Source organism: Agrobacterium sp. 22-221-1 (genome assembly GCF_053522445.1).
On record NZ_JBNWCL010000018.1, the window covers coordinates 1 to 26,986 of the forward strand.

Annotated in this window: 20 protein-coding genes; 17 read left to right on the forward strand and 3 right to left on the reverse strand. The window is 58.4% G+C overall.

Annotated elements, in window-relative coordinates; translation table 11 throughout:
- The coding region (locus ACQZ5N_RS21410; RefSeq protein ID WP_448734042.1) for a helix-turn-helix domain-containing protein at positions 1 to 201 on the forward strand (201 nt) is incomplete at its 5' end.
- 23 nt (positions 202 to 224) lie between these two features.
- Here the strand turns inward: ACQZ5N_RS21410 and ACQZ5N_RS21415 are convergent.
- On the reverse strand, positions 225 to 1,499 hold the full coding sequence (locus ACQZ5N_RS21415) for a HAMP domain-containing sensor histidine kinase (RefSeq protein WP_448734043.1): 1,275 nt from the start codon (positions 1,497 to 1,499) through the stop codon (positions 225 to 227).
- The gene (locus ACQZ5N_RS21420; RefSeq protein ID WP_425644170.1) at positions 1,499 to 2,182 is read right to left on the reverse strand and encodes a response regulator; all 684 of its coding nucleotides are present in this window, start codon (positions 2,180 to 2,182) and stop codon (positions 1,499 to 1,501) included. The genes ACQZ5N_RS21415 and ACQZ5N_RS21420 overlap by 1 nt, the downstream gene beginning before the upstream one ends.
- 147 nt (positions 2,183 to 2,329) lie before the next feature.
- Here ACQZ5N_RS21420 and ACQZ5N_RS21425 point away from each other — a divergent pair, with 147 nt between their 5' ends.
- The 7 genes from ACQZ5N_RS21425 to ACQZ5N_RS21455 all read left to right on the forward strand — a co-directional run bounded on the left by ACQZ5N_RS21425 (position 2,330) and on the right by ACQZ5N_RS21455 (position 15,161).
- Positions 2,330 to 3,769 carry an efflux transporter outer membrane subunit gene (locus ACQZ5N_RS21425; protein ID WP_425644171.1) on the forward strand — a complete coding sequence of 480 codons (1,440 nt, stop codon included), beginning with the start codon at positions 2,330 to 2,332 and terminating at the stop codon, positions 3,767 to 3,769.
- Positions 3,769 to 4,842: an efflux RND transporter periplasmic adaptor subunit gene (locus tag ACQZ5N_RS21430; protein ID WP_448734044.1), complete on the forward strand. Its 1,074-nt coding sequence runs from the start codon at positions 3,769 to 3,771 to the stop codon at positions 4,840 to 4,842. The genes ACQZ5N_RS21425 and ACQZ5N_RS21430 overlap by 1 nt, the downstream gene beginning before the upstream one ends.
- A complete protein-coding gene (locus ACQZ5N_RS21435; RefSeq protein ID WP_425644173.1) occupies positions 4,839 to 7,925 on the forward strand; it encodes an efflux RND transporter permease subunit in 3,087 nt (1,028 codons plus the stop codon). The genes ACQZ5N_RS21430 and ACQZ5N_RS21435 overlap by 4 nt, the downstream gene beginning before the upstream one ends.
- Before the next feature lie 812 nt (positions 7,926 to 8,737).
- Positions 8,738 to 10,939, forward strand: a complete 2,202-nt coding sequence (locus ACQZ5N_RS21440) for a TonB-dependent hemoglobin/transferrin/lactoferrin family receptor (protein ID WP_448734045.1) — start codon at positions 8,738 to 8,740, stop codon at positions 10,937 to 10,939.
- A gap of 382 nt (positions 10,940 to 11,321) precedes the next feature.
- A complete protein-coding gene (locus ACQZ5N_RS21445) occupies positions 11,322 to 11,987 on the forward strand; it encodes an invasion associated locus B family protein (protein ID WP_448734046.1) in 666 nt (221 codons plus the stop codon).
- Between the two features lie 237 nt (positions 11,988 to 12,224).
- Entirely contained in the window at positions 12,225 to 12,686 is a 462-nt protein-coding gene (locus tag ACQZ5N_RS21450; protein ID WP_425644177.1) for a hypothetical protein, read from the forward strand.
- A gap of 774 nt (positions 12,687 to 13,460) precedes the next feature.
- Positions 13,461 to 15,161, forward strand: coding sequence for a carboxylesterase/lipase family protein (locus tag ACQZ5N_RS21455; protein ID WP_448734047.1), 1,701 nt, complete (start codon positions 13,461 to 13,463; stop codon positions 15,159 to 15,161).
- A 492-nt stretch (positions 15,162 to 15,653) separates the two neighbouring features.
- Here ACQZ5N_RS21455 and ACQZ5N_RS21460 read toward each other — a convergent pair whose 3' ends face one another.
- Positions 15,654 to 16,481, reverse strand: a complete 828-nt coding sequence (locus tag ACQZ5N_RS21460) for a GntR family transcriptional regulator (protein WP_425644181.1) — start codon at positions 16,479 to 16,481, stop codon at positions 15,654 to 15,656.
- Positions 16,482 to 16,634: 153 nt separating this feature from the next.
- Here ACQZ5N_RS21460 and ACQZ5N_RS21465 point away from each other — a divergent pair, with 153 nt between their 5' ends.
- The 9 genes from ACQZ5N_RS21465 to ACQZ5N_RS21505 all read left to right on the forward strand — a co-directional run bounded on the left by ACQZ5N_RS21465 (position 16,635) and on the right by ACQZ5N_RS21505 (position 26,938).
- On the forward strand, positions 16,635 to 17,618 hold the full coding sequence (locus tag ACQZ5N_RS21465) for an SIS domain-containing protein (RefSeq protein WP_425644183.1): 984 nt from the start codon (positions 16,635 to 16,637) through the stop codon (positions 17,616 to 17,618).
- Between the two features lie 198 nt (positions 17,619 to 17,816).
- Positions 17,817 to 18,683: a PfkB family carbohydrate kinase gene (locus tag ACQZ5N_RS21470; RefSeq protein WP_425644185.1), complete on the forward strand. Its 867-nt coding sequence runs from the start codon at positions 17,817 to 17,819 to the stop codon at positions 18,681 to 18,683.
- Between the two features lie 110 nt (positions 18,684 to 18,793).
- On the forward strand, positions 18,794 to 20,857 hold the full coding sequence (locus tag ACQZ5N_RS21475) for a hydantoinase/oxoprolinase family protein (RefSeq protein WP_425644187.1): 2,064 nt from the start codon (positions 18,794 to 18,796) through the stop codon (positions 20,855 to 20,857).
- Positions 20,850 to 22,550 carry a hydantoinase B/oxoprolinase family protein gene (locus ACQZ5N_RS21480; RefSeq protein WP_425644189.1) on the forward strand — a complete coding sequence of 567 codons (1,701 nt, stop codon included), beginning with the start codon at positions 20,850 to 20,852 and terminating at the stop codon, positions 22,548 to 22,550. The genes ACQZ5N_RS21475 and ACQZ5N_RS21480 overlap by 8 nt, the downstream gene beginning before the upstream one ends.
- Before the next feature lie 156 nt (positions 22,551 to 22,706).
- Positions 22,707 to 23,720 carry a TRAP transporter substrate-binding protein gene (locus tag ACQZ5N_RS21485; protein ID WP_425644191.1) on the forward strand — a complete coding sequence of 338 codons (1,014 nt, stop codon included), beginning with the start codon at positions 22,707 to 22,709 and terminating at the stop codon, positions 23,718 to 23,720.
- A 69-nt stretch (positions 23,721 to 23,789) separates the two neighbouring features.
- Positions 23,790 to 24,341: a TRAP transporter small permease gene (locus tag ACQZ5N_RS21490; RefSeq protein WP_425644193.1), complete on the forward strand. Its 552-nt coding sequence runs from the start codon at positions 23,790 to 23,792 to the stop codon at positions 24,339 to 24,341.
- Positions 24,342 to 24,363: 22 nt separating this feature from the next.
- The gene (locus tag ACQZ5N_RS21495) at positions 24,364 to 25,668 is read left to right on the forward strand and encodes a TRAP transporter large permease (RefSeq protein WP_425644195.1); all 1,305 of its coding nucleotides are present in this window, start codon (positions 24,364 to 24,366) and stop codon (positions 25,666 to 25,668) included.
- Between the two features lie 32 nt (positions 25,669 to 25,700).
- The gene (locus ACQZ5N_RS21500; RefSeq protein WP_448734048.1) at positions 25,701 to 26,141 is read left to right on the forward strand and encodes an NAD(P)/FAD-dependent oxidoreductase; all 441 of its coding nucleotides are present in this window, start codon (positions 25,701 to 25,703) and stop codon (positions 26,139 to 26,141) included.
- A gap of 23 nt (positions 26,142 to 26,164) precedes the next feature.
- On the forward strand, positions 26,165 to 26,938 hold the full coding sequence (locus tag ACQZ5N_RS21505; RefSeq protein ID WP_448734049.1) for an aspartate dehydrogenase domain-containing protein: 774 nt from the start codon (positions 26,165 to 26,167) through the stop codon (positions 26,936 to 26,938).
- Positions 26,939 to 26,986: the final 48 nt, after the last annotated feature.

A 26,986-nucleotide genomic window follows, 5' to 3' on the forward strand; every position in this document is an offset into this window, starting at 1 on the left:
GCCCTCGCTGAAAACATGCGAGGGAAGGTTGGAACATGGGTCAATTCTCAATGGAAATATCACGCCACGCCGGGTCAGTTCTCAGTGGCAATCAACAATATAGCTATCAACTGGGGCTTTAACGACATCAGTCACTTCAATCGTTCTTTCAAGGCCGCGTTCTCCCTGACACCCACACAATGGAGGCGCGCGTCAGGCTGAGTCAAACCTCCATCACAGTTCTACTAAGAATTGCGGTTCCATCGGCGAAGTTCAAAAGCAACCGCCAAACCGCCCCCTTCAGCGATAGTAGCTGTGACACGTCCGCCGTGCCGTTCGACCGCCTGCCGGGTGATTGCGAGACCTAACCCGTGGCCGTCGAGGGCAATACCGTTTTTTCCGCGGCAGAACGGCTGAAATATTCGTTCGAGATCGGATGCAGGAATTCCTGGACCTTGGTCCGTAACGAGGACGTGCAGGGTGTCGTCCTTCACTTGCGTGCGGATGGAGACCCGTGAGCAGTCGAACGTAAATTTCACGGCATTGCGGATGATGTTTTCGAGCGCCCGATAGATCAATTCTCCGTTGACCTCGGCAACGAATGATGGCGCGCCCTGGTGAGTTATATCAATTCCGCGCGCCTGGGCCTCGAATGCCGCATCGGCGACGATGTCGTTCAGAAGATCGATGACATCGAGCGTCTGGACCTCCAGGCTTTCCTTCGACCTGTCCCTCAGCCGGGCGAGCGTGAGGATCTCGTCGACCAGTCCGTCGATGCGCTCGACCTCGCGCTCCATACGCTCCATCATGACGTCGAGCCTGGCCGGATTCTGCCGCAACACACCAATCGCTGCCTGAAGTCGTGACAATGGTGAGCGTAATTCGTGCGAGACGTCATGGAAAAGGCGTTCCTGGGCGCTCTGAAGCTCCTGGAGGCGTTCGGCACTGGCGTCGAAATCGTGCACAAGGGCAGCAACTTCATCCTTACGACCGTCTATCGTGTCGCCGATCCGGATATCGAAGCGGCCTGAAGCAAGCGCGCGCAGCCCGCTGCGCAGATGAATGACTGGCCGGATAAGATAGCGAGCGAGCCAGTAAGCCGCGACAGCAGCGGCGAGCAATGCGGAGATCCAGGGCGCTATCTTGGGCCAGGCTTGAGAAACGAGTCCTGGCTCTGGCCTGTGAAGCGCGATACGATAGCAGACGCCTTCGCTTTCGATAGTTCGTTCGTCCACACCCGGTTCGGCGGAACAGCCTGCGGACATTTCAATTCGCGATACCGACAAGTCAACAGGCATGGGAGCGCGCGCGGCTTCCCGCGTGAAGGCGCTGGCGGCATCCCTGCCGTCTCGCGTCAGAAGCTGCGATGCGACGTCGAGCGCGAAGGCCTGGCGTCCGCGCTCGATCTCACGCGAGAACGGCGCGAGCTCAAACAGGGTTGAAACCGCGAAGAGAACTGCTATCGATCCCGCCATGGTAAGCCAAATGATAATGAAGAACTTTCGGAACAGCTGTTGCATCATCGGTCCTGCAGTAGCTGGTATCCTTGTCCCCTTACCGACTGAATCCAAGATTGGCCATCTTCCCTGGTGCCAAGCTTGTGACGTACGCTACTGATGTGGACATCAATGCGGCGATCAAAAGCCGTCAGAGGCCGGCCAAAAGCGCGTTTTGAAATATCCTGCTTCGAAACGAGTTGGCCAGCGCTACGAGCCAGTACTTCGAGCAGGCTGAACTCGGTACCGGTGAGATCGAGTGGTTTGCCACGCCATTCGGCGGACCTGCTTGCCGGGTGCAGGACGAGGCCGCCGGCATGAAGGACTTCCGCCGCCGGTGCCGAGCGGCCGGCGCGACGAAGGATTGCGCGCAGCCGCGCCGCAAGCTCGCCGGGAGAGCACGGTTTTGGCACATAATCGTCGGCACCGAGGTTGAGACCGGCTATCCTGTCTGCGTCGTCACCCTTGGCCGTCAGCAATACGACAGGCACCGCACTCGTTCGCCTGATCCGCCGAAGTAGCTCGATGCCGTTCATGTATGGCATCATGATGTCGAGCACGATGATGTCTATGGCATCGGACGATGCCATCCCAATCGCGGCACGACCATCGGCGGCGGTCCGCACCTCAAAACCCTCCTCAGCGAGATACTCCTTGAGCAACACCGTAAGTTCGACATCGTCGTCGACCAGAAGAACAGTTTCCATCTTGTGCGTCCATTTTTCCTGCTACTGGCACATACAGAAATTCGCGCGGCGATGCATCGGATTTACATATCTTTACCTTATCTTGACGGCACCTTACGCTTGATCGGCTAAATCCGCCAAACGTTTAGTTAATCGCAAAGGTCCAGAATGGCGGCGGCACATCGCAGTATAGTCATCACGGTCGCAATTTGCCTGACCGTATCGGGCTGCGCCAGTTTCACGGAGCTGCGTTCATCTGATCTCAAGGTTGCCAATGTCTGGCATGCGACGCTCCCGCATGATGGCAGGACGTCCGATCTGGTCTCCTGGTGGTCGAGTTTTAACGATGCGTCGCTCAGCGGACTTTTGCTCGCGGCGCAGCAGGAAAATCCGGATCTGGCTTCGGCGGCCGCCGACATCGAAAGCGCGCGGGCGACGTTGGCCTCCTCACGGGCGAGCCTGTTCCCTGGAGTCGACGGTTCGGTCTCCGTGGAACGCTCCGGAACGAATGGCGACGCCGCCAACCGCGTTGCGGCGGCAACCACATCGAGCGGTGCTCTCGACGCCTCCTGGGAGATTGATCTGTTCGGCAAGAACAGGCAGACAAGCGAAGCGGCGCGCCTTCGGGTTCACGAGCAGATTGCCAACTGGCATGACGCGCGCGTCTCTCTCGCGGCCGAAGTGGCTGACGATTACATACAATACCGGGCATGCCGGCAGCTTGAACGGTCCTACAGCATCGAACTTGCCTCGCAACGGGAAACAATCCGGGCCACGGAAACTGCCGCCACTTCCGGCCTGACATCCAGTGCGGACCTCGCGTTGGCGCGGGCAAGTGCTGCTTCCTCCTCGTCGACGCTGATCTCGCAGCGCGCCGAATGCGAGCTCCTGGTCAAATCGCTGGCTCAACTGACTGGCGGCGATGAAACGCGGGTCCGGCAGCTTTTGTCCAAGGGCAAGACTGATATCCCGACACCGAAAAACCTGCGGATAACGTCTGTGCCGGCTCAAACGGTACGGCAGCGTCCGGATATTGGCGCTCTTGAGCTGGAGCTTGCAGCATCCATTGCCGACATTGGCGCCGCCAAGGCAGACCTATATCCGAGTTTGAGCCTCGGCGGTTCTGTGACGATCAGCAGCTCGACGCTGACCGGCCAATCGCTGCCATGGTCCTTTGGACCGGCACTCTCCATCCCTCTTTTCGATGCCGGATCGCGCCGCGCGGCGGTCAAGAGCGCGATCGCCGACTACGACAAGGCCGTCGCCAGCTACAAATCCGGTGTCCTGAATGCGATTTCGGAGGTCGAAACCGCCCTTGTGCGGGTGGATAGTACGCGTAGGCAGATTAGCGATGCAGTCACCGCGGCCCGCAATTACCGTATTTATTTCAACTCGATCGATACCAACTGGAAGGCTGGCGGCGCGAGCCTGCTCGACCGGGAGGAGGCCCGGCGCTCGGCGCAGTCGGCGGAGATCACACTGATCGAAACGCGTCGCGATGCAGTACGCTACTGGATCGCGCTCTACAAAGCCTTGGGCGGAGGCTGGAACGCCAAGATGGCTTTCCCGGCTCAAGGCCAGGCAAAAAAACAAGGAAATCTTCATTGATGCGGTCCGTATATCTTCTGGCTGCCCTGCTTGCCGGGGCGGGTTTTGTTTGTGGCGATAGAACTGCCCGGGCGCAACAAAGTGAAGTGGCTGCCCTTACCGTTGCCGTCACGAAACCTGCGGAACGCCAATGGGCCGAGACCGTGCCCGCGAATGGCTGGCTCAAACCATGGCATGAGGCTATCATCGCGTCGGAGATCGGCGGCCTTCGCATCACCGAGGTTCTTGCCGATGTCGGCTCGGTAGTCTCGAAGGGCCAGCCCCTCGTCAGGCTCTCAGATGAAACAGCCCTTGCCGATCTGCGCAAAGAAGAGGCGGAACTCGAGACGACAAAAGCAGACCTCGCCAAGGCGCAGGCAAATGCGGACCGGGCACGCCAGGTCAAAGGCAGCGGCGCGCTGTCGGATGAAAAGGTCACCGAATACCTGATCGCGGAGCAAACCGCTGTCGCCAGCCTGGATTCCGCCCAAGCTGAACTTGAAAGCCAGAAGATTCAAGTCAGCCAGACGACGATCATGGCGGTCGATGACGGATTGATCACATCCCGTTCGGCGCAGCTTGGCGCCGTCGTCTCGTCCGGCACCGAGCTCTTCCGGCTGGTGCGGCAGCAGCGCGTCGAATGGCAGGCAGAAGTATCGGCACGCTATCTCCCTCAGATTAAGGCAGGTCTCGGCGCCGCGATCATCGGCCCGGGCAAGAGGCGCATCGTGGGGACGGTAAGGCTTGTGGGGCCGACGATCAGCACCGACTCTGGCCGCGCGATCGTCTATGTGTCGCTGCCGCCAGAAGATCATCCGCCCGTCGGCCTCTATGTGTCAGGGCAGATCGAGCTTCAGACGACAAGCGCGCTGACCGTGCCGGAGACGGCGCTCGTGTTTCGCGACGGTATCAACTATCTCTTCACCGTCGGCCAGGATCGGCGCGTCGCGCGTGTCAGGGTCGAGACCGGCCGCCGCAACGATGGCGAAGTAGAGGTTCTTTCCGGCCTCGACCGATCCGCCGAGGTCGTAATATCCGGCGGCGCATTCCTGTCCGACAACGCCTTGGTAAAGGTGGAAGGAGAGGCGCAATGAACTTCTCCGCCTGGTCGATCCGCAATCCCGTTCCGGCGATCCTGCTCTTCGTCCTCTTGACTGCAGGCGGCCTGCTTGCCTTCGAACGGCTTGCGGTACAGAACTTTCCCGACATGGACCTGCCGACGGTCAAGATCACAGCTTCACTGGAAGGAGCCGCTCCGGCACAGCTCGAGACCGAGGTCGCGCGCAAGATCGAGGACAATCTCGCCTCGCTCAGCCTGCTCGACCATATCACGACGACCATCACGGACGGCTCGGTGTCGATCAGCGTGTCGTTCAAACTGGAGAAGGACAGCGAAGAAGCGCTCAACGAGGTCCGCAATGCCGTGGACAGTACCACGGACCTGCCTTCGGCGATGGAGTCGCCGAGCGTAACAAAGGTGACAGTACAGAGTTCGCCGCTGCTCACCTATGCCATCCGTTCGACACGGCTCAACGAGACGGAACTTTCCTGGTTTGTCGACAACGATATGACGAAGGCTTTACTTTCCGTCTCCGGTGTCGGCGAGGTGAGCCGGGTCGGTGGCATCGATCGCGAGATTCATGTTGATCTCAACCCTCAGATCATGGGGTCGCTCGGGATCACGGCGGCAACGATCTCGTCCAACCTGAAATCGGTTCAGGCGGACACTTCCGGCGGTCGCGGCGAGATCGGCGGCAGCAGACAGACGATCCGAACGCTCGGCGCCGTCGCCTCGCTGGAGGAATTGAAAGCTATCGCGATCCCGCTTTCGAATGGGGAACTTGTACGCCTCGACGAGATCGGCGAGGTCACGGACAGTTTTTCCGACCGTACGTCGCTCGCCTATCTCGACGGACAGCCGGTGATCGGCGTGCAGGTCAAGCGCTCGAACGGCTTTTCCGACACAGGAGTCGCCGCCGACGTCGAGGCCGCGATGAAGACGTTTGCCGCCGCCAACCCCGATGTCGAAATCGTCGAGGCCTACAGCACCGTCGGTCCGATCATCGAGAACTACGACGGCTCCATGCACATGCTCTACGAGGGCGCAATCCTTGCCGTCGTGGTGGTCTGGCTGTTTCTGCGCGATTGGCGGGCGACTTTTCTTTCGGCCGTGGCCCTTCCGCTGTCGGTCATCCCGACCTTCCTTGCGATGTATTTCGCGGATTTCAGTCTGAATACCGTGACGCTGCTCGCGCTCTCCCTCGTTGTCGGCATTCTGGTGGACGATGCGATCGTCGAGGTCGAGAACATCGCGCGCCACCTCAACATGGGCAAATCGCCGATGGACGCGGCACTCGAGGCCGCAGACGAGATCGGTCTTGCCGTCATCGCCACGACCTTCACCCTCGTCGCCGTCTTCCTGCCGACCGCCTTCATGAGTGGTATTCCCGGCCTCATCTTCCGCCAGTTCGGCGTCACCGCCGCGGTGGCGGTGCTGGCCTCGCTTCTCGTCGCCCGTCTGCTCACCCCAATGATGGCCGCCTATATGATGAAAGCCCATCCGACGAAGGAGACGGAGGACGGCCGCATCATGCGGACCTATATGGCGGTGATGAAAGTCTGCCTCGGTCACCGGAAGCTGACGGTTCTTGGCGTCTGCGTGTTCCTCGGCCTCTCGCTCTCGACGATCCCGCTGCTGAGTTCGGGGTTCCTGCCGGCCTCCGATGACGCGCAGACGAAAGTCACCCTCTCACTGCCACCCGGCAGCACGATTGAGCAGACGGACGCGGCGACGCGGCGTGCCGCGGACATCATCGCCAAGCTGCCGGATGTTACCCGCGTGTTTTCGGCGGTTGGAAGTGCCTCGTCCGGCGCCGGGATGGACTCATCGACGACAAGTGACGTTACTTCGGCGACGCTCGTCGTCAACCTGACTGCGATCGGCGACCGCGACCGCAAGCAGTCCGAGATCGAAAACGATATCCGCGAGGCGCTCGCCGTACTGCCGGGCGTTAGGGTCGAGGTTGGTACCGGTGGCAACGGGACGACGCTCGAAATCACGCTTGCCAGCGACGATACCGATGCTCTCGATCAGGCTGGCAGCGCGTTGGAAGAACAGTTGCGCACGCTACAGGGCATCGGCGCCGTCACCTCCAGCGCATCGCTTCAGGCGCCCGAAATTCAGATCGTGCCCGATTTTACGCGTGCGGCAGCGCTCGGCGTCACGTCCGAGGCGGTTTCCGAAGCGGTTCGCGTGGCCACCAACGGCGATTATTCCTCGTCGATGGCGAAGCTCAATCTGCCGCAGCGGCAGGTTTCCATCCGTGTGCGCCTGGATCCCGACAACCGGACGACCCTGGACGACATCGCCAGCCTCCGCGTGAGCGGCACGAACGGCAACGTCGATCTCGGCTCCATCGCAGACATTCGCATCGGCGGCAGCCCATCCCAGATAGATCGCATCGACCGTTCGCGAAACATCACCCTCTCGGTCGAACTCAACGGCCGCATCCTTGGCGACGTCAACCGGGAAGCCCAGGCGCTGCCCGCGCTCAAGAACCTTCCACAGGGCGTTCGGCTCGTCGAACAGGGTGAGCTGCAGCGCAGCTCCGAACTGTTCGAGAGCTTCGGGATCGCCATGGCGATCGGCGTCTTCTGCATCTATGCCGTCCTGGTCCTGCTCTTCCATGATTTCCTGCAGCCCGTGACGATCCTCATGGCTTTACCACTGTCGCTTGGCGGAGCCCTTCTGCCGCTCGTCATCACCAGTACGAGTTTCTCCATGTCGGCGGTGATCGGATTGCTGATGCTGATGGGCGTCGTAACCAAGAATTCTATTCTTTTGGTCGAATACGCCATTATGGCAAGGCGTGGTGGCATGTCGCGTTTCGATGCCCTCGTCGACGCCTGCCACAAGCGAGCGCGTCCAATCGTGATGACGACGATCGCGATGGGATGCGGGATGCTGCCGGTGGCCTTGAGCCTTACCGGCGGCGACGGAAGTTTCCGGCAGCCGATGGCGATCGTTGTCATCGGTGGGCTGCTCACCTCCACCTTCCTCAGCCTGCTCGTCATCCCCGTCATCTTCACCTTCGTCGATGACTTCGAGAAGCTCCTCAAGCGGCCGTTTCGCAGGGAGCAGATAGAAATAGAAGTCGTAGCTAAGAAATCGTCTTGAAAGGTAAGGCATACAGCGCAAGAGCTTTCGGAAAAGCCGTGAACTGGATTATGTGATGCAACACTAGCCTCAAAGCGAGCGGTACAATAAATTCCGTTTCGGAGAGCCACAAGTACCAGGACAATACACCCCAGCGCAGCGTATTGCCGCGCTGGCATCTGTCATGCCGGGTTGGAGTGGTATGGAACTCCTTTGGCTCAGACATCTTCCATGCGCTTTGGCAGAGTCGTTGAGGGCACCTTGGAAAAAGAAGTGAAAACCGGACGAACCGGTCAATGTCGCGGCCATCACAAGGATCGGGGTGCCGCGAAACTCCCGCCATGAATCGCTCAGAAGCAAGCCAAGATTGGTAATATCGTGGGGCGGGTGACTGTCATCAGCGGCTTCCAGGGTTATCGCGAAAGAGTGAATTTAAAGGCTGATTTCCTGCGCAATATTCCTACCTGTACAGGCATGCCCCCCGGCCGACTGTTGACCACCAGTGACGGGATTCTGCGAAAAGATCTTTCAGAACATTGTACTGTGTGCCTCATGAAAACGGCTTGCGGCGATGCCGATTTGAATATCGATCGTCTCGCAGATTACGGGAGTGCCCCGATATTTTCATCTGCACGTAGCGGGCATGTTGCGCCTCCGCAACAGACAGGATCAGGAAATATTTCCTAATATTTCTGCGGCGATTTATATCTTGAGGTTCTAAGTCATGTTTTCGTAGCTTTTTCAGGGGCCGCGCTGCAGCGACGCATCTGTTAAACCTCAGCCCTATCGTGGTCTCTCGAAACGCAATCTCCTGACGTCCGAAAGGAAATCCCATGTCGATCCAAAAGTCTCGTTCGAGACTGCTGACCTGCTGGGCACTTGCTCTTTTATTGTCACCCAGCCTCACCATCGCTCAACAGGCAGCTTCCTCAGATGAGGAGACCGTTTTGAAGCCGATCGTCGTCAAGGGTAATCGTGTCAGAAGGGGGGATAACGATCCTGCCAAGGGGACCATAGCCGATACGCCCCTTGCGACGACGACGGGCAAAAAGACGATCAATGAGAAGGATATTCAGAACCTCGACGATCTCGGCAACACAACCGAGCCCGGCGTCAGTTACGTCTCCGCCAGCAAGAGCGTCAATATTCGCGGGCTGGAAGATGATCGTGTGGTAACGACCGTAGACGGGATATCCATTCCTTACCTGCCGGACATGGTCTGGAACGCAGACGGGGGAGCCGATACCTACGACTTCACCTCTCTCGCAAGTGTCAGCATTCTGCGCGGCGCCGATTCCAGCCGCGCGGGATCGGGAGCCCTTGGCGGCGGTGTCGTGCTCAGAACGATTGAGGCAGAAGATCTGATCAAGCCAGGCAAGGATTGGGGAGGTTTCGTCAAATCGGGATATGACGGCTCCGACCGGTCTGTTTACGGCTCCGCGGCGGTCGCCAAACGGATTAACAATACCTCGATCCTGTTCCAGGGCAGTTACAAGAAGGGGCACGAGAAAGAAACCCAGGGTTCCAGCGATATCACCGGCAGCAGCCGCACGGTTGCCGATCCGGCGGACTACCATACGACAAACGTTCTCTTCAAACTTCGTCATGACATAGAGGGTGGTCATCAGATCGGCCTCACCGCAGAACAGTATCACACCGAAAAAGATACCGATAAACGCTCCTCCTATTCATCGACCTATACATCGTATGACTATCATACCGAGACGACCCGCCGCCGCATGTCTTTGGATTACAAGTACGATGCCATTTCGGAAGATGCCCTGATCCGGGATATCAAGGCATCCCTCTATTACCAGAAATTGCAGAAGGAGGAAGGTTATCTCGCCTACCGGACGACCAACCCGGTCGGCGACTATGGCAGAACCTCGGACACTGAGGAAAGCTCCGTCGGCTTTACGGGAACGGCAAGCGGTCTTTATGAAACCGGCTCTTTGCGCCACGACGTGAGGGTTGGGATCGATGCATCCTTCTTCTGGACCCACCAATATACGACCGGCATCGACAGTTGCTCGACCAACTATGTCAGCGCCTGCGCCTATTACCATACCAATCAATCCGACACGCCTGACGTCCAGGGTGTCAGGTTCGGTGCCTATCTGGACGACCGGATTGAAATCGGTGATAGCGGCCTGTCTCTCACACCAGGGATGCGGTTCGACTTCTTCGACTACCGGCCGCAGTCTTCGGCAGAATATGAAGCCAACGATGGTTACGATGGCTTGCCGGATGCGGTGAGCGACTTCGGCTTCTCTCCGAAGCTGAGGGCGGAATACGAATTGCATCCGGAGGTAACCTTGTTTGCGCAATGGGCGATGGCATTCAAGGCTCCAACCGTTGCCCAGCTTTATGGCAATTACGATAATGCGCCCTACTACAGGACGATCGGCAATCCTGACCTGGAAACGGAGATCGGAAACGGCTTTGAAGTCGGCGCCAACCTTGGGGACGAAGAGTTTGGCGGCCGTTTATCCGCTTTTTATAACCGGTATCGTAACTTCATCGACACCTCACTGACCGCGGAGTCCGGCTATTCTTACGGTACATACCGTTATTACAATCGAAACCGGGTGCGTATCTATGGCCTGGAGGCACAGGCGCATAAGGCATTTGATAACGGCTTCAGCCTTCGGGCCTCGCTTGCCTATGCGAAAGGGGAAGATTTGGATAGCGGAGAGGTGCTGGCATCGGTTCCGCCGCTCAAGGCCATCGTCGGCATCGCCTATTCCAGGGAAACCTGGGGGCTTGGCGCTGACTGGATCGGCGTCAAGGGTGTCGCGAGTGACTCGACCGCAAGCTTCAAGGCTCCGGGCTATGGGATTGTCAATCTGACGGGATGGTGGGCACCCGAACAACTGAACGGAGTACGCCTGCAAGCAGGAATCTACAATCTTTTCGACAAGGAATATTACGATGCGCTCGAGACAAAGGACGTGACCTCGATCACATCCACGAACCAGTCGTTCTATTCCGAACCCGGTCGTTATTTCAAACTATCGTTGATCAAGACGTTCTAATAGGCATTGCGGTGCGCGTGCACTCGGCACCGCGGACGCTGCAGCGAGGCGTATAGTCGGATCGGCCAGTTTTTCCAATAAGTATCCAGCAAAGCCGTCCGATAACGCAACTTACCCGGCACTTTCAACGGTGCTGTCAAAGAAGAAGGTTTTGTCAATCGGGCACGATAGCAAAGATTTGCATTATTTGTTTACAAAAAAGGGCTTTGCGAAACCGATAGACATGTCCCGGCCGCATGAAGAACACATGCGAAGCGTACGTCTTGTAGATGTTGCTTAATCTCTCGGCAATAGGTCTCGCCAAGGCGTCGCGCGTGCCCCCGCCAATACCGCCAGTGATAACCCATGCCACAAATCAAGCCTGCTTGAAACGGAAACCTTGATGAACAAACACGCCCGATTTCGAATAGCAGCCCAGATGATGGCGGTTCTGCTCCCGCTTCAAGGACTTGCCGTCCAGCCTTCGATCGCTTCAGCAGTCTACGGTAAAGTCGCCGACCTCAGCCCCGGGATCCTTGCGCAGACTTCAGTCGAGACCGACGGCGTGGGTGGCTCACAATCCGGAGCAATGGAGGTTTTGCCCATTCTGCCCCAGGGCGCAGATTCTCTCAAGGAAACCTACGGGGATTGGGCGTTGGAATGCAAGGCAGAGCAGACAGCGGTAAAATGCGCCGTGGGTCAGTTTCAATATGATCAGAAGAACGGTACCGCCGCCTTTGCCATGGAGGTATTTCTTGCTAGGAATGGCGCTATACGCATACAGGTTCTCGTACCGTTCGGCATGAAGCTTTCCGAGGGTATCCGTCTGCAGCTCGACGATGAACCGGATGAACGGCGGTTGGACTTCGACACCTGTGTCAGCGATGGATGCCTCACCTCGATCATGCTCTCAGGTCAGGACATGAACGCAATGACCAAAGCTCAAATCCTCAAGGTTTCCGGCGTTCACTACACGAGAGGTCAAAACCTGACTTTCCCGACATCGCTCAAGGGATTTTCCGCAGCGATCGCGCGCCTGGAAAGCTTCCGGAAGGCGACCGGTTTTTGACGCGGGGTCGCTTCGTGCATCAATCCATAAGAGCGCCTCTGTCTAAAGCAGGCTCTTCGCTTCTGAAAACAGGCTGCTGGCAACATGTGCTTCCATCGGGGGTGCGGCCACCTGAACAGTTGCCTCAAGATAAATCTCTTCCACGTTCTATATCCTCGCCAGCCTCGGGCAGTGCCAGGTTCTAACCGGTGGGTTAGTCACGGACTGCCTCGGTCAATTCAAAAAAGGAACACTATGATGCGTCGCTACCTCTCCGGCCTAGCCGTCCTGTTCGTCATGATGACGCCGCAAATGCTTGCCGCGCAGGAGACAGTCGGGGGCAACCTGTCGGCCCAGGCGGCTGCAATTGTACGCCAGCTCGGTCTTTCCGATATCGACGTCTACAACAATCCCGGCCACGGTGAGCACGTCCGCGGCAAGCTACCGGACGGAAGCTGGGTGAAAGTCGATTTCGATCGCCGACGAGCGCTTGAAGAAGTGGAAAGCGACGACCATACCGGGTTCAAGGCGAAAGCGGTGGAGTCGCTCATTCCCGCCGCGGTTCGCGCCAGCCCTTCCTATCCCGCGGATGCCCTGTTGTGGAAGGTGGAGTTCGATGATGACGACCGCATCGAGATGAAGGGGCGCCGCACGGACGGAATGCGGTTTGAGGCGGAGTTCACGACCGACGGGCGCCTCGTGGAGATCAAGAAGGATTGAAACCGTCGCTGATACAGAAGTTTGCTGGAGGAGCCTGTAAGGTGCATCTGATCTTCAGAATGGAGATCGAAATGTTGACGAGACGAGAGATCCTGAAGATTGGCGGGGGTGCAGGGCTCGTGTATCGCGCCTCCGATTTTTCGAGCCCGCTTTCCCTCGATCGGATGCCCTGATGTTCGACAAGGGCAAATACACCGAACTCGCCACGAAGGCCTCCACCGGTGCCGGGGGGAAAACAGGTCGCCTACCGATTCTTCAATGCGCTTTTCTATGTCGTGCGTCCGGTCTCCCGTCTATCAAAGCCTCACCGTTAGCGTCCCGGAGAGCATCGACGGTAGATTAATCGACTCCACGGATGCTGCACTGAGCCTGTTCGATATATGGCGGCTTCCGCGGCTGAGGCGACCGAAATAGACGGAGCCTCGCATGACCGGCATGGCGGGCGGTGCGTCCATTCCGGCACGGGCGACGCATCAGCACCCGCTGTCGCCTGACGGCTGCCATCCCTACACCGTATTTCTCCAGTCATTCGCCGCATTCGGCCCCGACATAACGCGGATCGTTATACGACAGGGTGATGTTGTCTCGTTCCTGTCCGGTCGATGCCGCGCTGGTATAACTGATTTGCCTTCCGCAAACTTGCGGGCGCGTGTCGTGTTATTTAAGATTTGTTTGTGCTGCCGGTTTCGGGCGTGCATCGTGCCGGTGACGTGAGAAAAGGACGCTGTACCGTTTCCCGTCGAAACAGCAAAGAAGTCATTCCGGGAGGATATCGTGGATGAAAAATCAAGTTTGAAACAGCCTATTCGACATTGTAGGGCGGTAGTTGGCCTTCTGCTTGGCGCGGTCTGGGTGCTGGGGCAGGGTTTGAGCGGGACAGCGAACGCCGCGCCGATCACCGAGGCGTCCGTGACCGGCGGAAAAGTGCAAGGGGTAGCGAGCGATACGGCGGGCGTGACGCAATTCCTCGGTATTCCCTTCGCCGGCGATGTCGGTGGAGAAAACCGCTGGAAGCCGGCACCGCCAGTGAAGCCTTGGGAAGGTGTTCTGGTCGCCGACAAATGGGGCAACCAGATACTTCAGGATCTCAACAATTTGAGCGACGCGCCAATTAGCGACAAGGGCTTGAACCTGACGGTTTGGACGCCGGCCCAAGACACCGACGACAGGCTGCCTGTCTATATGCTCATTCACGGCGGCGCCAACCGGTTGGGTTCGGCCGCTATGAAGGATCTCTATGCAGCACAACTGGCCGCGAAGGGCGTCGTCGTCGTTTCTGTCCAGTACCGTCTGGGTGCGCCCGGATGGTTGTCTCTGCCGGAGATGGCCAAGGAAAATCCGAACGGGCCAAAGGGTAATTTCGGCGTTCTCGATCTCGTCGATGCACTGAAGTGGATACAGACGAATATCGGCGCCTTCGGCGGCGACTCCGGCACCATTACGATCGGCGGACAGTCGGCGGGTGGCGAAAACACGGTGGCACTGCTGAGGACACCCTTAGCGAAGGGCTTGTTCAAGCGGGCGTTCATCCAGTCGAGCTTCACCGGCTTCCTGCCCGGTAAGATCGTCGATTTTTCCAAGAAGTCGCGGGACAATCAGGAGGCGCTGAACAAGGTCTTCGGCAAGGAGACGACCCTTGCCGATTTGCGGGCTATCGGCAGCGAGACGTGGCTGGAAAAATGGAAGGGCGGAAAGGAAACCCTGTTCGGGGTGATGGCGGGCACCGTGGCCACGAACCAGTTCTACACCATCGATGACTACGTCTTTACCAAGGACTCCGTCAACCTGTTGCAGCCCGGGGATTTCGATGGCCTCGACATCATCATCGGCCAGACGGCAGATGAATATACCAGCCTGCGGCCGAACGACTTGAAGATGACGCGGGAAGAGCAGCAGAAAGCCATGCTCTCGGCCATTCGTCCCCATCAGGCCGGGAATGTCGATGAGAAAGTCTTTCCTCTTTACGCAACCGACGATCCGACCGAAGCCTATCGTCTGTCGCTGCGAATGCTCAACGACTATATGTTCGAATATGTGCGAGTGGGCGCGGAGTTCGCCAAGTCGCACAGCAACGCCAACGTCTATCTCTATTATTGGGATCACTGGCCGCCGGGAAAGGACCAGGGTTTTCGACGGGCCTGGCATGCCGCGGACAACTGGTACTTCAACGGCTCGATCCGTGAAGGAAATTCCACCCAACTACCATGGACCGACCCCGATTACGCCGTGCGGGACATCGCCGTGACCTATCTGGCAAATTTCGTCAAGACCGGCGACCCGAACGGATACGACGTACCACACTGGGGCCAGGTGACGGCGAAATCAGGCGGGCAGTTCCTTCGTTTCCATGAGGGCGAAGCGACGATGCGCACCTCGACGATCTACCCGACGAGAGACGCCTATCTGCGAAAGAAGGTTCTCGAAGGTTTAGGCATGACAGAAGCGGAACTGGACGGCGAAGCGAAGCACCCTTAACGAGGGGGATGGGATGAATAAGATCCAGCCGCTACATGATGGTCATGATTCCGACGATCCTGCTGGCGGCTTCTGCCGCCGGTCAGACTTTCGTCAACCGGATCATCCCGTACTGAAATGCACGATAGCTTCCGAATCTTGCGATCCCCGACGTCGGCAAGGACAGGGTTTGGCCATGGTATCTTGCGGAGTGAAAGATCGGAAAGATCTGCGTCGCATTCACTCCCTCCAGCGGCCGCAAACCCGCATCCTGTGCCGGCGATATTATGTCGAGGAGTTCACCGACGAAAAGATAAGGTCGCGCTGGCATAAGTTCCGCAAGGACGGCGTCTGCGCGCGTTGTGGCAAAGGCTACCTCGAAGAAATCCAGGGTATGGGAGTGTCGCGGAACCTGATCTCGGCGGTGACCAACCAGTGCCCGGATCAGTATGTGAATCAGGCGCCGCCTCCTGCCTGCCGTATAGGTTCGCAATCTGCAGGGGAAACACACGGCTATCGACTGGATCGCTCCTTTTCGTTGGTTCGGAAGACAACTAGTTTTGGATTGTTCAAAGAGTTCATGTACTCAATCGCTCGTCCATCGCTCGTTTCCACTTTCAGACGGAGCGAGAGGGCGGCCGAGCCGGAGGGTAGGTCCAAGAGCCTGCTCTCAAGATCATTGAGGTAGGATATCGTGATCGTCCGCTCGGCATTGATGGTTTCGTATCCATAGCGGCTCTTCAGCAGTGCGTAGAGCGACTGGCTCGCGACGAGATCTTCGGCGGTGAGATCCGGCACCAGTTTGGTGACTAGATAGCTCTTCTCGATGCAAAACGGCTTGTCGTTGATGCTCCACAGGCGGCGAAGTATCGTCACCTCGTCGGCCTCATCGATGTGAAGGCGCTCCGCCATGCGTGCACCCGCCTTCTCGACATGGAAATGCAGCAGCTTATTGCTTGGCACGCCACCTTCTTCCGTAATCACCCTGCCGACACCCATGGAACGGTAGATGTCGAGTTTGCGCGCCACCTTGGCGGCGGCAACGCGTGTACCGCCTGTGCCGCTGCCTTCCAGCAAACCGCTCTTGATGAGATTGTTGACTGCCCGCCGGACAGTCGCTCGGTTTATACCCAGCGTTTCGGCAAAGTCGCGCTCTGAGGGGATACGATCCCCGGGACCATATTCCGATGACGACAGCAGCGATTTGATGTGCAGCTCGACCTGTTTGAACAAGGGTCCGCGATCTGCGGAGTCGCCCTCAGCGGGTTTCAGGATTTTGTGTTTTCGTGCCAGCTTCAGGTCGGTCGCTGTCAATGGGTGGCCTATCGATGGTTTGGTCAAGATTCACCCTGTTACAATGGTTGTCGATGCCGACGATGTCAATAAATTGCAAATGGCACGAAATCTGGTCTAGTATATGTTGATCTGGATTATAATCTGGTATATTAATAGCGCATTCCAACAAACGATCGCCTCTAACCAACAGGTCGAACAATGCAACCAAGCCAGATAGAGACTGCCATTCAAGCTTGCCTGTCGGCAGTCGCCGAACGCGAAACGGTTTCAACGATCTATTTCGTCGCCTGCGGCGGCTCGTTCGCGCAGATGCACTTGCCGAAATACGCTGTAGACCGGAATTCGTCGACCATCGTCGCAGAAACCTACAATTCGGCCGAATTCATTGCGCGGAACCCGGTTCGCCTCAACGCTTCGAGCGTCGTCATCCTGTGCTCCAGTTCGGGCAATACTCCGGAAACTGTAGCGGCCGCAGCCTTTGCCCGAAAGAAGGGCGCCTACACGATCGGCCTCACGACGAAGCCGGAATCCGAGCTCGCGCAGGTTGCCAATTCCACCGTTCCCTATGTGTCGACCCCGCTTATCGGTAACCAGGATGCACCCTCGGGAATTATACTGCGGATCGCGTTCGGCATCGTTCACGCCCGTGAGAATTCACCGAAGGCTACCGCGCTTCTTTCCGCCTTGGGAAAAGTCGGAGACATCGCCGCGGCCGCGCAAACGGCCCATGCCGAGGTTGCTCGCGAATGGGCAGAACGCAACAAGCGCGAAGCAACGATCTACACGATGGCTTCCGGCTCCAACTGGGGTGTTGCGTATTCCTTCTCCATCTGCATTCTCCAGGAAATGCAGTGGATCAACTCGCAGGCGATCCATTCCGGCGAATATTTCCACGGGCCGTTCGAAATCACCGATTTTGACACCCCCATTCTGCTTCTGGTCGGGCTTGGCCCGACGCGACAGATGGACGAGCGCGCCCATCGGTTTGCCGAGAAATATTCCAGGAATGTCCTTGTCCTTGATGCCGCCAAAATCGACATGTCCGGCGTCGATCCGGATGTCGCGGAATATATCACCCCGCTTATCTTCCAGCCGCTCATGCGCATCTATGCAGTCGAACTTGCGGAGCGCCGCGGCCACCCGCTGACCGTTCGTCGCTACATGTGGAAGATGGAATACTGATTAATATGGGTGTCGGCCGCCTCGCGCGGCCGACACGTCTTTGATTTGCATGCGGGCCTGGGCCGCCGACCGTCGAACCGGTGAGTTTTGATCTTGATCTGGCTTAAATTTGAATATACCAAGTTAGGTGTCGTAATTAATCTGGATCGCTAGTAACTGGACCAGATTGACCGCTGAGGTAAGAGGATGGATGCCTTCATGCGAGACGGTGTGCCTTCGCTTCTGGGAATTGGTGACAACACTGTCGATGTCTATGTCGACAAGGGCTGGATGTTTCCTGGCGGAAACACGGTCAACGTGGCGGCGATGTGGGCACGCCTTGGCGCCGCTGCTGCTTATCTCGGGTGTCTTTCCTTCGATCGGTATGGCAGCCTGATCTACAGCGCCCTTGCCGAAGAAGGCGTCGATCTCTCCCATTGCCGACGCGCTGAAGGCCCTAATGCCTGTGCTCTTATCGGCCACGATCACGGGGATCGAATGTTTCTCGGCTCCAGGCCGGGTGTCCGTGGCGACTTTGCGCTCACGGAAGACGATTATCGCTATATGTCGTCCTTCAATGTCGTTCATACCAGTATTCACAGCGGGCTTGACCAGCATGTCGCGGCGATGGCTGACTGCGCCTCGCTGCTTTCCTACGATTTCTCCAACCGATGGACCGATGAACACCGCGACCGGATGGCTCGTCATGTCGATATTGCCTTCCTGTCTCTGGGTTCGATGGCGCTGAGTGACTGCGAGCTCGCTTTGCGGCGGTGGGCCGACGCCGGTTGCAAAACGGTGGTCGGGACACGCGGCGCGCAAGGATCGCTGGCGCTTCATGATGGACGCTTGCACGCTGCCGCAACCAAGCCTGCTTCTGTTGTCGACACGCTCGGTGCGGGTGACGGTTTCGTGACCGGGTTTCTTCTGGAGTGGGCAGTTTTGTCCGACATTACGCGCGCATTGGATCGCGGTGCCCGGAATGCTGCGATGACTTGCAGTGTCATGGGTGCGTTTGGCCATGGCGTGACCTTCTCGACATTGCCGGACGACCTTCCGCCCCGTCGCGCGATCGCGCGGGCATGACTTCGCTAAGCGGACCGGCGTTGGGGCTGGTCCGAAGGCGGTGAAAACGATCGATAAGCCGGAGCAGCTTTTGATGCACGCATCCAGCACTGATAAAAAGGGGTCCCTCATTGAACTGGATTATCGGTGTAGACGTCGGCGGCACGTTTACGGATTTTTTCGCTTTCAATGCCGGTAGTGGCGAGAGCCGGTACTGGAAGCGTCCATCGACGCCCGATGACCCCGCCCGGGCGATCATCAGAGGCCTCGATGAGTTGAGCCGTGCGCACGGTATCGATCTCACCACGGTCTCACGCCTCTGCCATGGCAGCACGGTTGCTACCAATGCCCTCATTCAGCGCCGGGGTGCGCCAGTCGGCCTTGTGACGACCAAGGGCTTTCGTGACGTTCTGGAAATCGGCCGACAGACCCGTCCGGCAATCTTCGATCTCCATCTGGATCAGCCGGCTCCCCTCGTTCCGCGCCGTCACCGTTTCGAGATCGATGAGCGCATCATGTCGGACGGCACGATTCACAAGCCGGTCGACCGTGAAAGTCTCGCGGATGTGATCGAAAAGATTCGCCGCGAAAACCTCCCCGCCATCGCCGTCTGCCTGCTCTTCTCGTATCTTAACCCGGACCATGAGAGACAGATCGGTGCGGCGATCAGCGCGGCGCTACCGGATGTCGCCGTCTCGCTGTCCAGCGAGGTCCAGCCGGAATTCCGCGAATTCGAGCGCTTCACAACCACGGTCGTCAACGCCTATTTGCAGCCACGGCTTGACGCCTACATCACGACCCTCATTGATACGCTCGGCAAGGCGGTTCCAAATGCGAGGGTAGGCATTAACCAGTCGAGCGGCGGCCTGATGTCACTGACGACCGCACGTGCCTTCCCTGTCAGAATGGCCTTGTCAGGCCCGGCGGCGGGAATCGTCGGCGCCATAGAGATCGCCAAGGAGGCCGGATATCCGCACGTGATCACCCTGGATATAGGCGGCACCAGCGCCGACGTCGCTCTTATTCGCGACAACGCGGCCGACCTTTCGAATGGCCGTGACGTCGACGGGTTCCCGATCCGATTGCCGATGATCGACATCGCCACCGTCGGTGCAGGGGGCGGCTCCATCGCCTGGTTCGATACGGACGGTCTATTCAAGGTCGGACCGCAAAGCGCAGGAGCGGTTCCCGGCCCCGCGTGCTACCAGCGCGGCGGTACTCTGCCGACCGTTTCCGACGCAAATCTGATCCTCGGGCGTTTGCCGGCGACGCTAATCGACGGCGAGATGACGCTCGACCGCGGGCTTGCCGTGCAAGCCTTGAGAACAGTCGCCGATCCAATGGGTAAAACCGTCGAGGCAACGGCGCTTGGAGTTTTGGAAATCATGACCGGCAACATGGTGCGCGCTATTCGCACGATGTCGGTTGAACGGGGCCACGACCCGCGCCGCTTTGCCCTGATGCCCTTTGGCGGCGCCGGCGCGCTGCATGCCCGTGATGTCGCCGTTGCACTTGGCATCGGCGAGATCATCGTGCCTCTGGCTCCGGGGATCGTCTGCGCCCAGGGGCTGACGGACGCGAAGTTGCAGGAAAGCTTTGTCGTCAGCAATCCGGTCCTTTGCGATGATGGGGCTTCGGAGCCTGTCGCCTTGATCGTTGGCGAGCTTGTCAGCGCCTGCGGCGCGTGGTTCGAACGCGAACAGATCGCCCATTGCGACAGAAGCATCGATCTCACGGTGGATGCTCGCTTCAGGGGACAGAACTACGAACTTAACATCACGCTTGGGCAAACCCGCTGCGCCGGGGCACTGGAGATTTCCCAGATGGCAGAAATCAAGCAGCGCTTCCTTGTCGCCCACGAACGGGCATACGGTTTCGCCGACCGGCAGGGCGTTGTCGAAATCGTCAATTTCAGGGCTGTGGCGCATGCGCCGCTCGGCGTCGCCCGGCCGCCCAGGAAAGCGATAACCTCCGAGCGCCGCCCAAAAGCGGCACAATCCCGCGACGTCTGCTTCGCAATCGGCAGGACCATCAGTACTCCGGCCTTCCATCGCGCCGACCTCGAACCCGGTGATATCATCGACGGGCCGGCAGTCATCGATCAGATGGATGCGACCACCGTTATCTTTCCGGGCGATGTCGCTCATGTCGATACGTTCAGCAATATCATCATCAAGGTTGGCCAGGATGTCTGAAATCGAGACCGCGCTTCACGATCCCATCACGCTGGAAATCCTGTCGAATGCCTTGCGTTCGGTGGCGGACGAGACCTTCGCCGCCCTTCAGAAAAGTGCCTTTTCCACGAACATCAAAGAACGGCACGACCATTCGACAGCACTGTTCGACGCACATGGCCGACTGATTATGCAGGCCCAGAAGTCCCTGCCGCTGCATGTCGGCGCCATGTCCGGCACTGTCGCGAAGATCGTTGAGAAATACGGCGGCGACATTCATGAAGGCGACGTCTTCGTGGCCAACGATCCGTATGCCGCGTCAGGCACGCACCTACCCGACATCTGCATCTCGTCTCCCGTTTTCTTTGATGGTGAACTTATAGGATTCAGCAGCACGACTGCGCATCACGCCGACATTGGCGGTGCCAGCGTTGGCGGCTCGTCGGCCGGTATGACGGAGATTTTCCAGGAAGGGCTGCGGATCCCCATGCTGCGCCTGTTCTCCCGAGGAGAACTCAATCATGAGATTTTCGAGTTATTGCTGCTCAACGTGCGCCGTTCGGAAGAGCGTAAAGGCGACTACAATGCCCAGTTCGCAGCCGTTGCACTCGGCGCCAAGCGCCTGAAGGAAATGTGTCAGCGATACGGGGTCCGGTATGTGGTGGCCGCGTTCGATGAGATCATCACACGCACCAGCCAACGTATGCGAAAGGCGATCGAAGCCATCCCCGAAGGTGAATACAGTTTTTCCGACGTCGTTGATGACGATGGCATGGGTAACGAGAACATTCCCCTGTCGGTACGGATCGTCAAGACATCCGACCGGCTGCTCGTGGATTTCGAAGGATCGGCCCCACAGACCGCTGGCAACATCAATTCGCCTTGGGCCGATACTGTCGCGACCGTCATCTACGTGCTGAAATGTATTCTGGATCCGCAGATCCCCAGTAATTATGGGCTTTTCTCGACGGTTGACATCGTCGCTCCCAGCGGTTCGATCGTGCGTGCCGAGTTTCCCGCCTCGGTTACAAACCGATCGACCACCGACCAGCGTGTGGTCGACATCATGATCGGTGCGCTTGCGCAGGCCTTGCCGGAAAAGGTGGTCGCGGCCTCCAACGGCGCCAATACCGGCGTCTACATTTACGGCACCGATCATCGTACCGGCAAGCCGTTCTACTTCTTTGAGACGATGGGTGGCGGATTCGGTGCGCGCCCTGACAAGGACGGCAAGGATGCGGTCCAGGTGCATACGACCAATACCGCCAACACGCCGGTGGAGGCGCTGGAACGGGAATTTCCGTTGCTCGTCGAGGAATATGCCGTGGTGGAGAATTCCGGCGGTGCGGGACGCTATCGGGGCGGCTGCGGCCTTCGGCGGGTCATTCGACCTCTCGGTCAGGCCTGCACATTCGGCGGAACGGGCGAGCGCTTCACGAACCACCCCTGGGGGGTGTTCGGGGGCCAGCCCGGTGAAATGGGCGGCTTTTCGATCCGCAACGCTGACGGAAGCTCGACCCGCCTGCCGAACAAGATCCCGAAAGTGACTGTCGGAACCGATCAGGCAATCGTCATGCAGACGGCCGGTGCAGGCGGCTATGGCCACCCGTCCGGGCGTCAGACGCAGGCTGTAAGGACGGACATGCTCGACGGGCTTTTTTCGCGCGAATACCTGGAAAGTCACTATCCGGCGCAGTTGGAAGAGATCGAGTGAAGGCGGTCTTTTGAAAGCAGGCCAGTACTCCCAAGAGCAAGAAACAAGAGGTGAATTGAAGAACCAGTCATCATCCAGTTCAAGGCCACAAGTTCAAATTTCAACCGCGGCATAGCTTCTCCTTGCGAGAGCTTCAGACCAATAAGGGGAACGGAAATGAACATTCACAGAAGGCAAATTCTCAAGGTTACGGCCAGCTTCGCGGCCGGCATGGCCATGTCGTCACTCCCGGGCTTCGCACAAGGGGCCAAGAGGACCTGGGATATGTCCGACGAGTACAACCTCACCGGCATGACCGGGCAGGTCAGCACTTTCTTCGTCAATGAGATGAAGAAGCGCGTCGGTGATGAACTCGAAATCGTCTATCATGGTGGCAAGACGTTGGGCTTCCGCTCCGTCGATCATTTCGACGCTGTCCAGGACAATTCTGTCCCGTTGGCGATTACCCAGACGAGCCAACTCGGTGGCCAGAATGCCCTGTTTGAACTGACCTCCATCCCTTTTCTCGTCAAGGACCTGAACGAAGCACGGCTGCTTTGGAAGATTTCCAAGCCGGAATTCGCAAAGCTCTTCGAAGACAATGACATGATCGTGCTGTTTGCCGTGCCGAATGCACCAAATGGCGTTCATTCGAAAGTTCCCCTTGAGACCGTTGCCTCGTTGAAGGGGCTGCGGCTGCGCACCTACGACGCTATCGGAACGAAGACTTTCGCTGCAGCCGGCGTCTCTCCCCTGCAGATCGCTTTCGGGGATCTCATTCCGCAGCTTTCCACCAACGGTATCGACGCGGTGCTGTCGTCGGCGGAGGCCGGCGTGCAGTTAAGCCTCTGGGACTATCTCAACACATTCACGGCACTCAACTACGTCATGCCGCTCTTCATGGCGCATGCAAACAAGGATGCCTACGGCGAGCTTTCGCAAAAGGCACGCGATGCGTTTCAGGACGTGTCCGCCCTGACGGACGATTACGCCTGGACGCTCGTCAACGAGAGCATCGAGTCAAGCTATACCAAGCTGGAAGCCCATAAATACAGGGTAGTTCGTACAGCGTCTCCCGAGGTGCTCGCCGCCCTTCAAAAGGCCGGGGAGCAAACGAAAGCAGACTGGCTTCAAAAAATGGGCGATCGGGGCACAAAGATCCTGGCTGCTTTCGATGCGGCAAAGGCCTGAGCGGGAGAGGGCAGGCGTCGATCGAGACGACCTGCCCTGGCCTCCTTTTGCATAACCAAGGATCAGACTATGGCCACCGATAACTCCCAACCCTTCGATCATTCACCCCCGTGGTTCGCTGCACTGAGGGCCGTGTCGACCGGCTTGAACCGGATCGGGGCAACCATAGCGGCGGTCATACTCGTCGGAATGGTTCTGCTGATATTGACCGAGGTCGGACTGCGGTTCTTTTCGCGTTCCACTTACATGACCGATGTGCTTGTCGGTTACGGGCTTGCAGCAGCGACGATGCTGTCCATGGCCTGGGCAACGGAAAAAAGCTCAATGATCCGCGTCACCATCGTGCGACGGAACGTAAGCAGGCGAGGCAAGTGGATCCTCGATTTCTTCTCGGTCCTGTTCACGATTTTCATGTCCGGCCTGCTGGTCTTTTATGGCTATCGCAGCATGCTGCGCAATTTTATTGGCGGACGGCTGAGCGAGCACTTCATCCCGATCCCGCTATGGATACCCGACGTTATCTTCCTGAGCGGCTTCGCGTTGCTGATCTTTCATCTGCTCGTGCGTCTGATTGAGCTCTTCACCGACGGCGTGTCGGAAGAGTCTGACCTGGAACTCTGAATCACGCCGTTGAGGAACCAACATGACACCGATCGTCGCTTCGCTTGTTCTTTGCGTGGTTATCTGCCTCGTGCTCGCCACGGGCGTGTGGATCTTCTCCGGTCTGTTGCTGACCGGTTTCATTGCGCTCTATTTCATTCAGGGGTTTCCGCTCGACCGGGTGGGCTCCATTGCCTTCCGGGTCGTGTCGTCAGGCGCCATATCCTGGGAGCTTGCGGCCGTGCCCATGTTCATTTTCATGGGCGACGTCGTGTTTCGCACGGATATCTCGCAACGCCTTTTCAACGGAATTGCGCCGCTGACCAGGCTTGTTCCGGGCGGCTTGCTGCACACCAATGTCCTTGGTTGCACGCTCTTTGCCACTATCAGCGGTTCCGGGACGGCAACGACCGCTACGGTCGGACGGATCACGATCCCTGAACTGATGCGCCGCGGCTACGACGTCACGCTTGCTTCCGGGTCGCTGGCGGGAGCCGGCACTTTCGGACTGATGATCCCGCCCTCCGTTGCGATGATCATCTACGGCGTTCTCGCCGAAGTGTCCATCGCCAAGCTCTTCGTCGCCGGTGTGCTTCCAGGTATCATGCTTGCTGCTCTTTACTCGGGCTACATCATCCTGCGTGTTCTGATCAACCCGAAGCTGGCTCCGGAAGCTGCTTCCGAGGACGAGGCTGGCAGTATCCTGGAAGGCATTGCCAAGCTGATGCCTTTCCTCATCCTGATCTTCATTGTCCTGGGGTCGATCTATTCCGGCCTTGCGACCCCTTCCGAGGCAGGGGCCGTAGGTGCTGCCGGCGCCATCGTTGTCGCGATGGCAACCCGACAGTTTTCTGTCGCCATGTTTGTCGAGGCCTTGTATTCGACAGTGCGCATGTCAGCGATGATCAGCGTTCTCGTCTTCGCGTCAGGTTTCGTTTCAGCCACGATCGCCTATCTGCATATCCCCGAGGCACTGACCGCATATATTGCCTCCTTTGACCTCGGCCAATACGGGCTGCTCGTCGTCCTCGTCGTCTTCTATATCATCCTGGGGACTTTCCTGGACGGCCCGTCGATGACCGTGATGACGGTGCCAATCGTCCTCCCGATGGCCGTGAGCGTAGGGCTCGATCCGATCTGGTTCGGTATTTTTCTGGTCATCATGATCGAGTTGAGTTCGATCACCCCACCGGTTGGTCTCAACATCAACATTCTGCAGGGGCTCACGGGACAAACGTTCGAGCGCACTCTCTCTGCCGCGATGCCGTTCTTTGCGCTGCTGTGCCTGGGAACCGCCATTCTCGCGGTATTCCCTCAGATCGCTCTCTGGCTTCCGAGCCTGATGTAAAGCCTCGCGGCATTCTATTGCGGATAGCGAATATGCCCGTCTACCCGGATCGGACTGAAACGGACGTGACGTTGCCGAAGCGGAGCGATGTTGCTGTTATCGGAGGCGGCATCATCGGTCGAGAGATCGCGCATCATGGATCCGCTCCCTCACGTTGGGTGATCCGAAGTGCCTGGCGGACGGCGGCTCAGACGTTTCCGCGGATCGCCGAGCTTACAATGCTGGAGAACTGGGTGGGGTTGATCGACGTCACTCCCGACGCCGTGCCGGTGATTTCGCAAGTCGAGGCAACGCCAGGGTTGCTGATCGCCTCCGGCTTTACCGGACATGGCTTCGGCATAGGACCGGGCGCTGGCCATCTGGCGGCCGACCTGGTGACGGGTGACCGGCCGATCGCCAATCCGATCCCCTTTCGGCTGGAACGGTTTCGGCACCGGGCGTACGCCGTGAACAACCATACGGCAATACAGTAGTAATCGGACGGAAGGTGAGAGCGATGGACAAGACACGTTATCGGGTAGGGATTATCGGCGGAGGAACTATCGGCCGGGCAATATTGGAAGACCTGGTCACATCGAGGCTAGCCGAGGTTGACTACGTGCTGGTTTCCGGTCGGCGCGGCGACCGCGATCTCGGTTCCTTTTCGGGGGCAGTCCTGACTGATGTCGACGAAGCGTCAGCGCGCCCGGTGGATCTGGTGATCGAGGCGGCATTGCCCGAAGTACTTGCCCGCGTGGCGCCGACCATGTTGCAAAACGGCAATGTCTGCGGCTTCAGTTGCACCGCATTGGCTGATCGGGGCACCGAAGCGGCGATCCGGCGGGCGAGTGGCACGTCCGGCTTCAGTTACTACGTTCCGCATGGAGCGATTCTGGCGCTCGACGGTCTTGCCGACGGGCGTGACGTCATAGAGACGGTCACGATCACCACGGCGAAGAGCGGCAAGAGCCTCGGCATGGATGACGCGGTCGAAGGTGTCGTCTTCGAAGGGGCGGCACGCGATGTCTGCGCGCGGTTTCCGCGCAATGTGAATGTTCATGCTGCGATCGCACTTGCCGGGATAGGTTTCGACAGGACCGTCAGTCGGGTTGTCGCCGTCCCTGGTCAAGAAGCGATGGAGCACCGTGTTGAGGTGACGGGGCAGGGGTTCACATGGGATATCCGCGTCTCGTCACAGTCGCTTGGTGGCGTTACCGGTGCCTACACACCTCGTTCGGCCATCGGCTCGGTGCGGCGCATCCTTGCGCGTGGCGGCCTGACGATCGCCTGAGCGCCCTTTGCTTTGGCGTGTTCTGCGCCGAGCTTTTCCAGCGTCGAC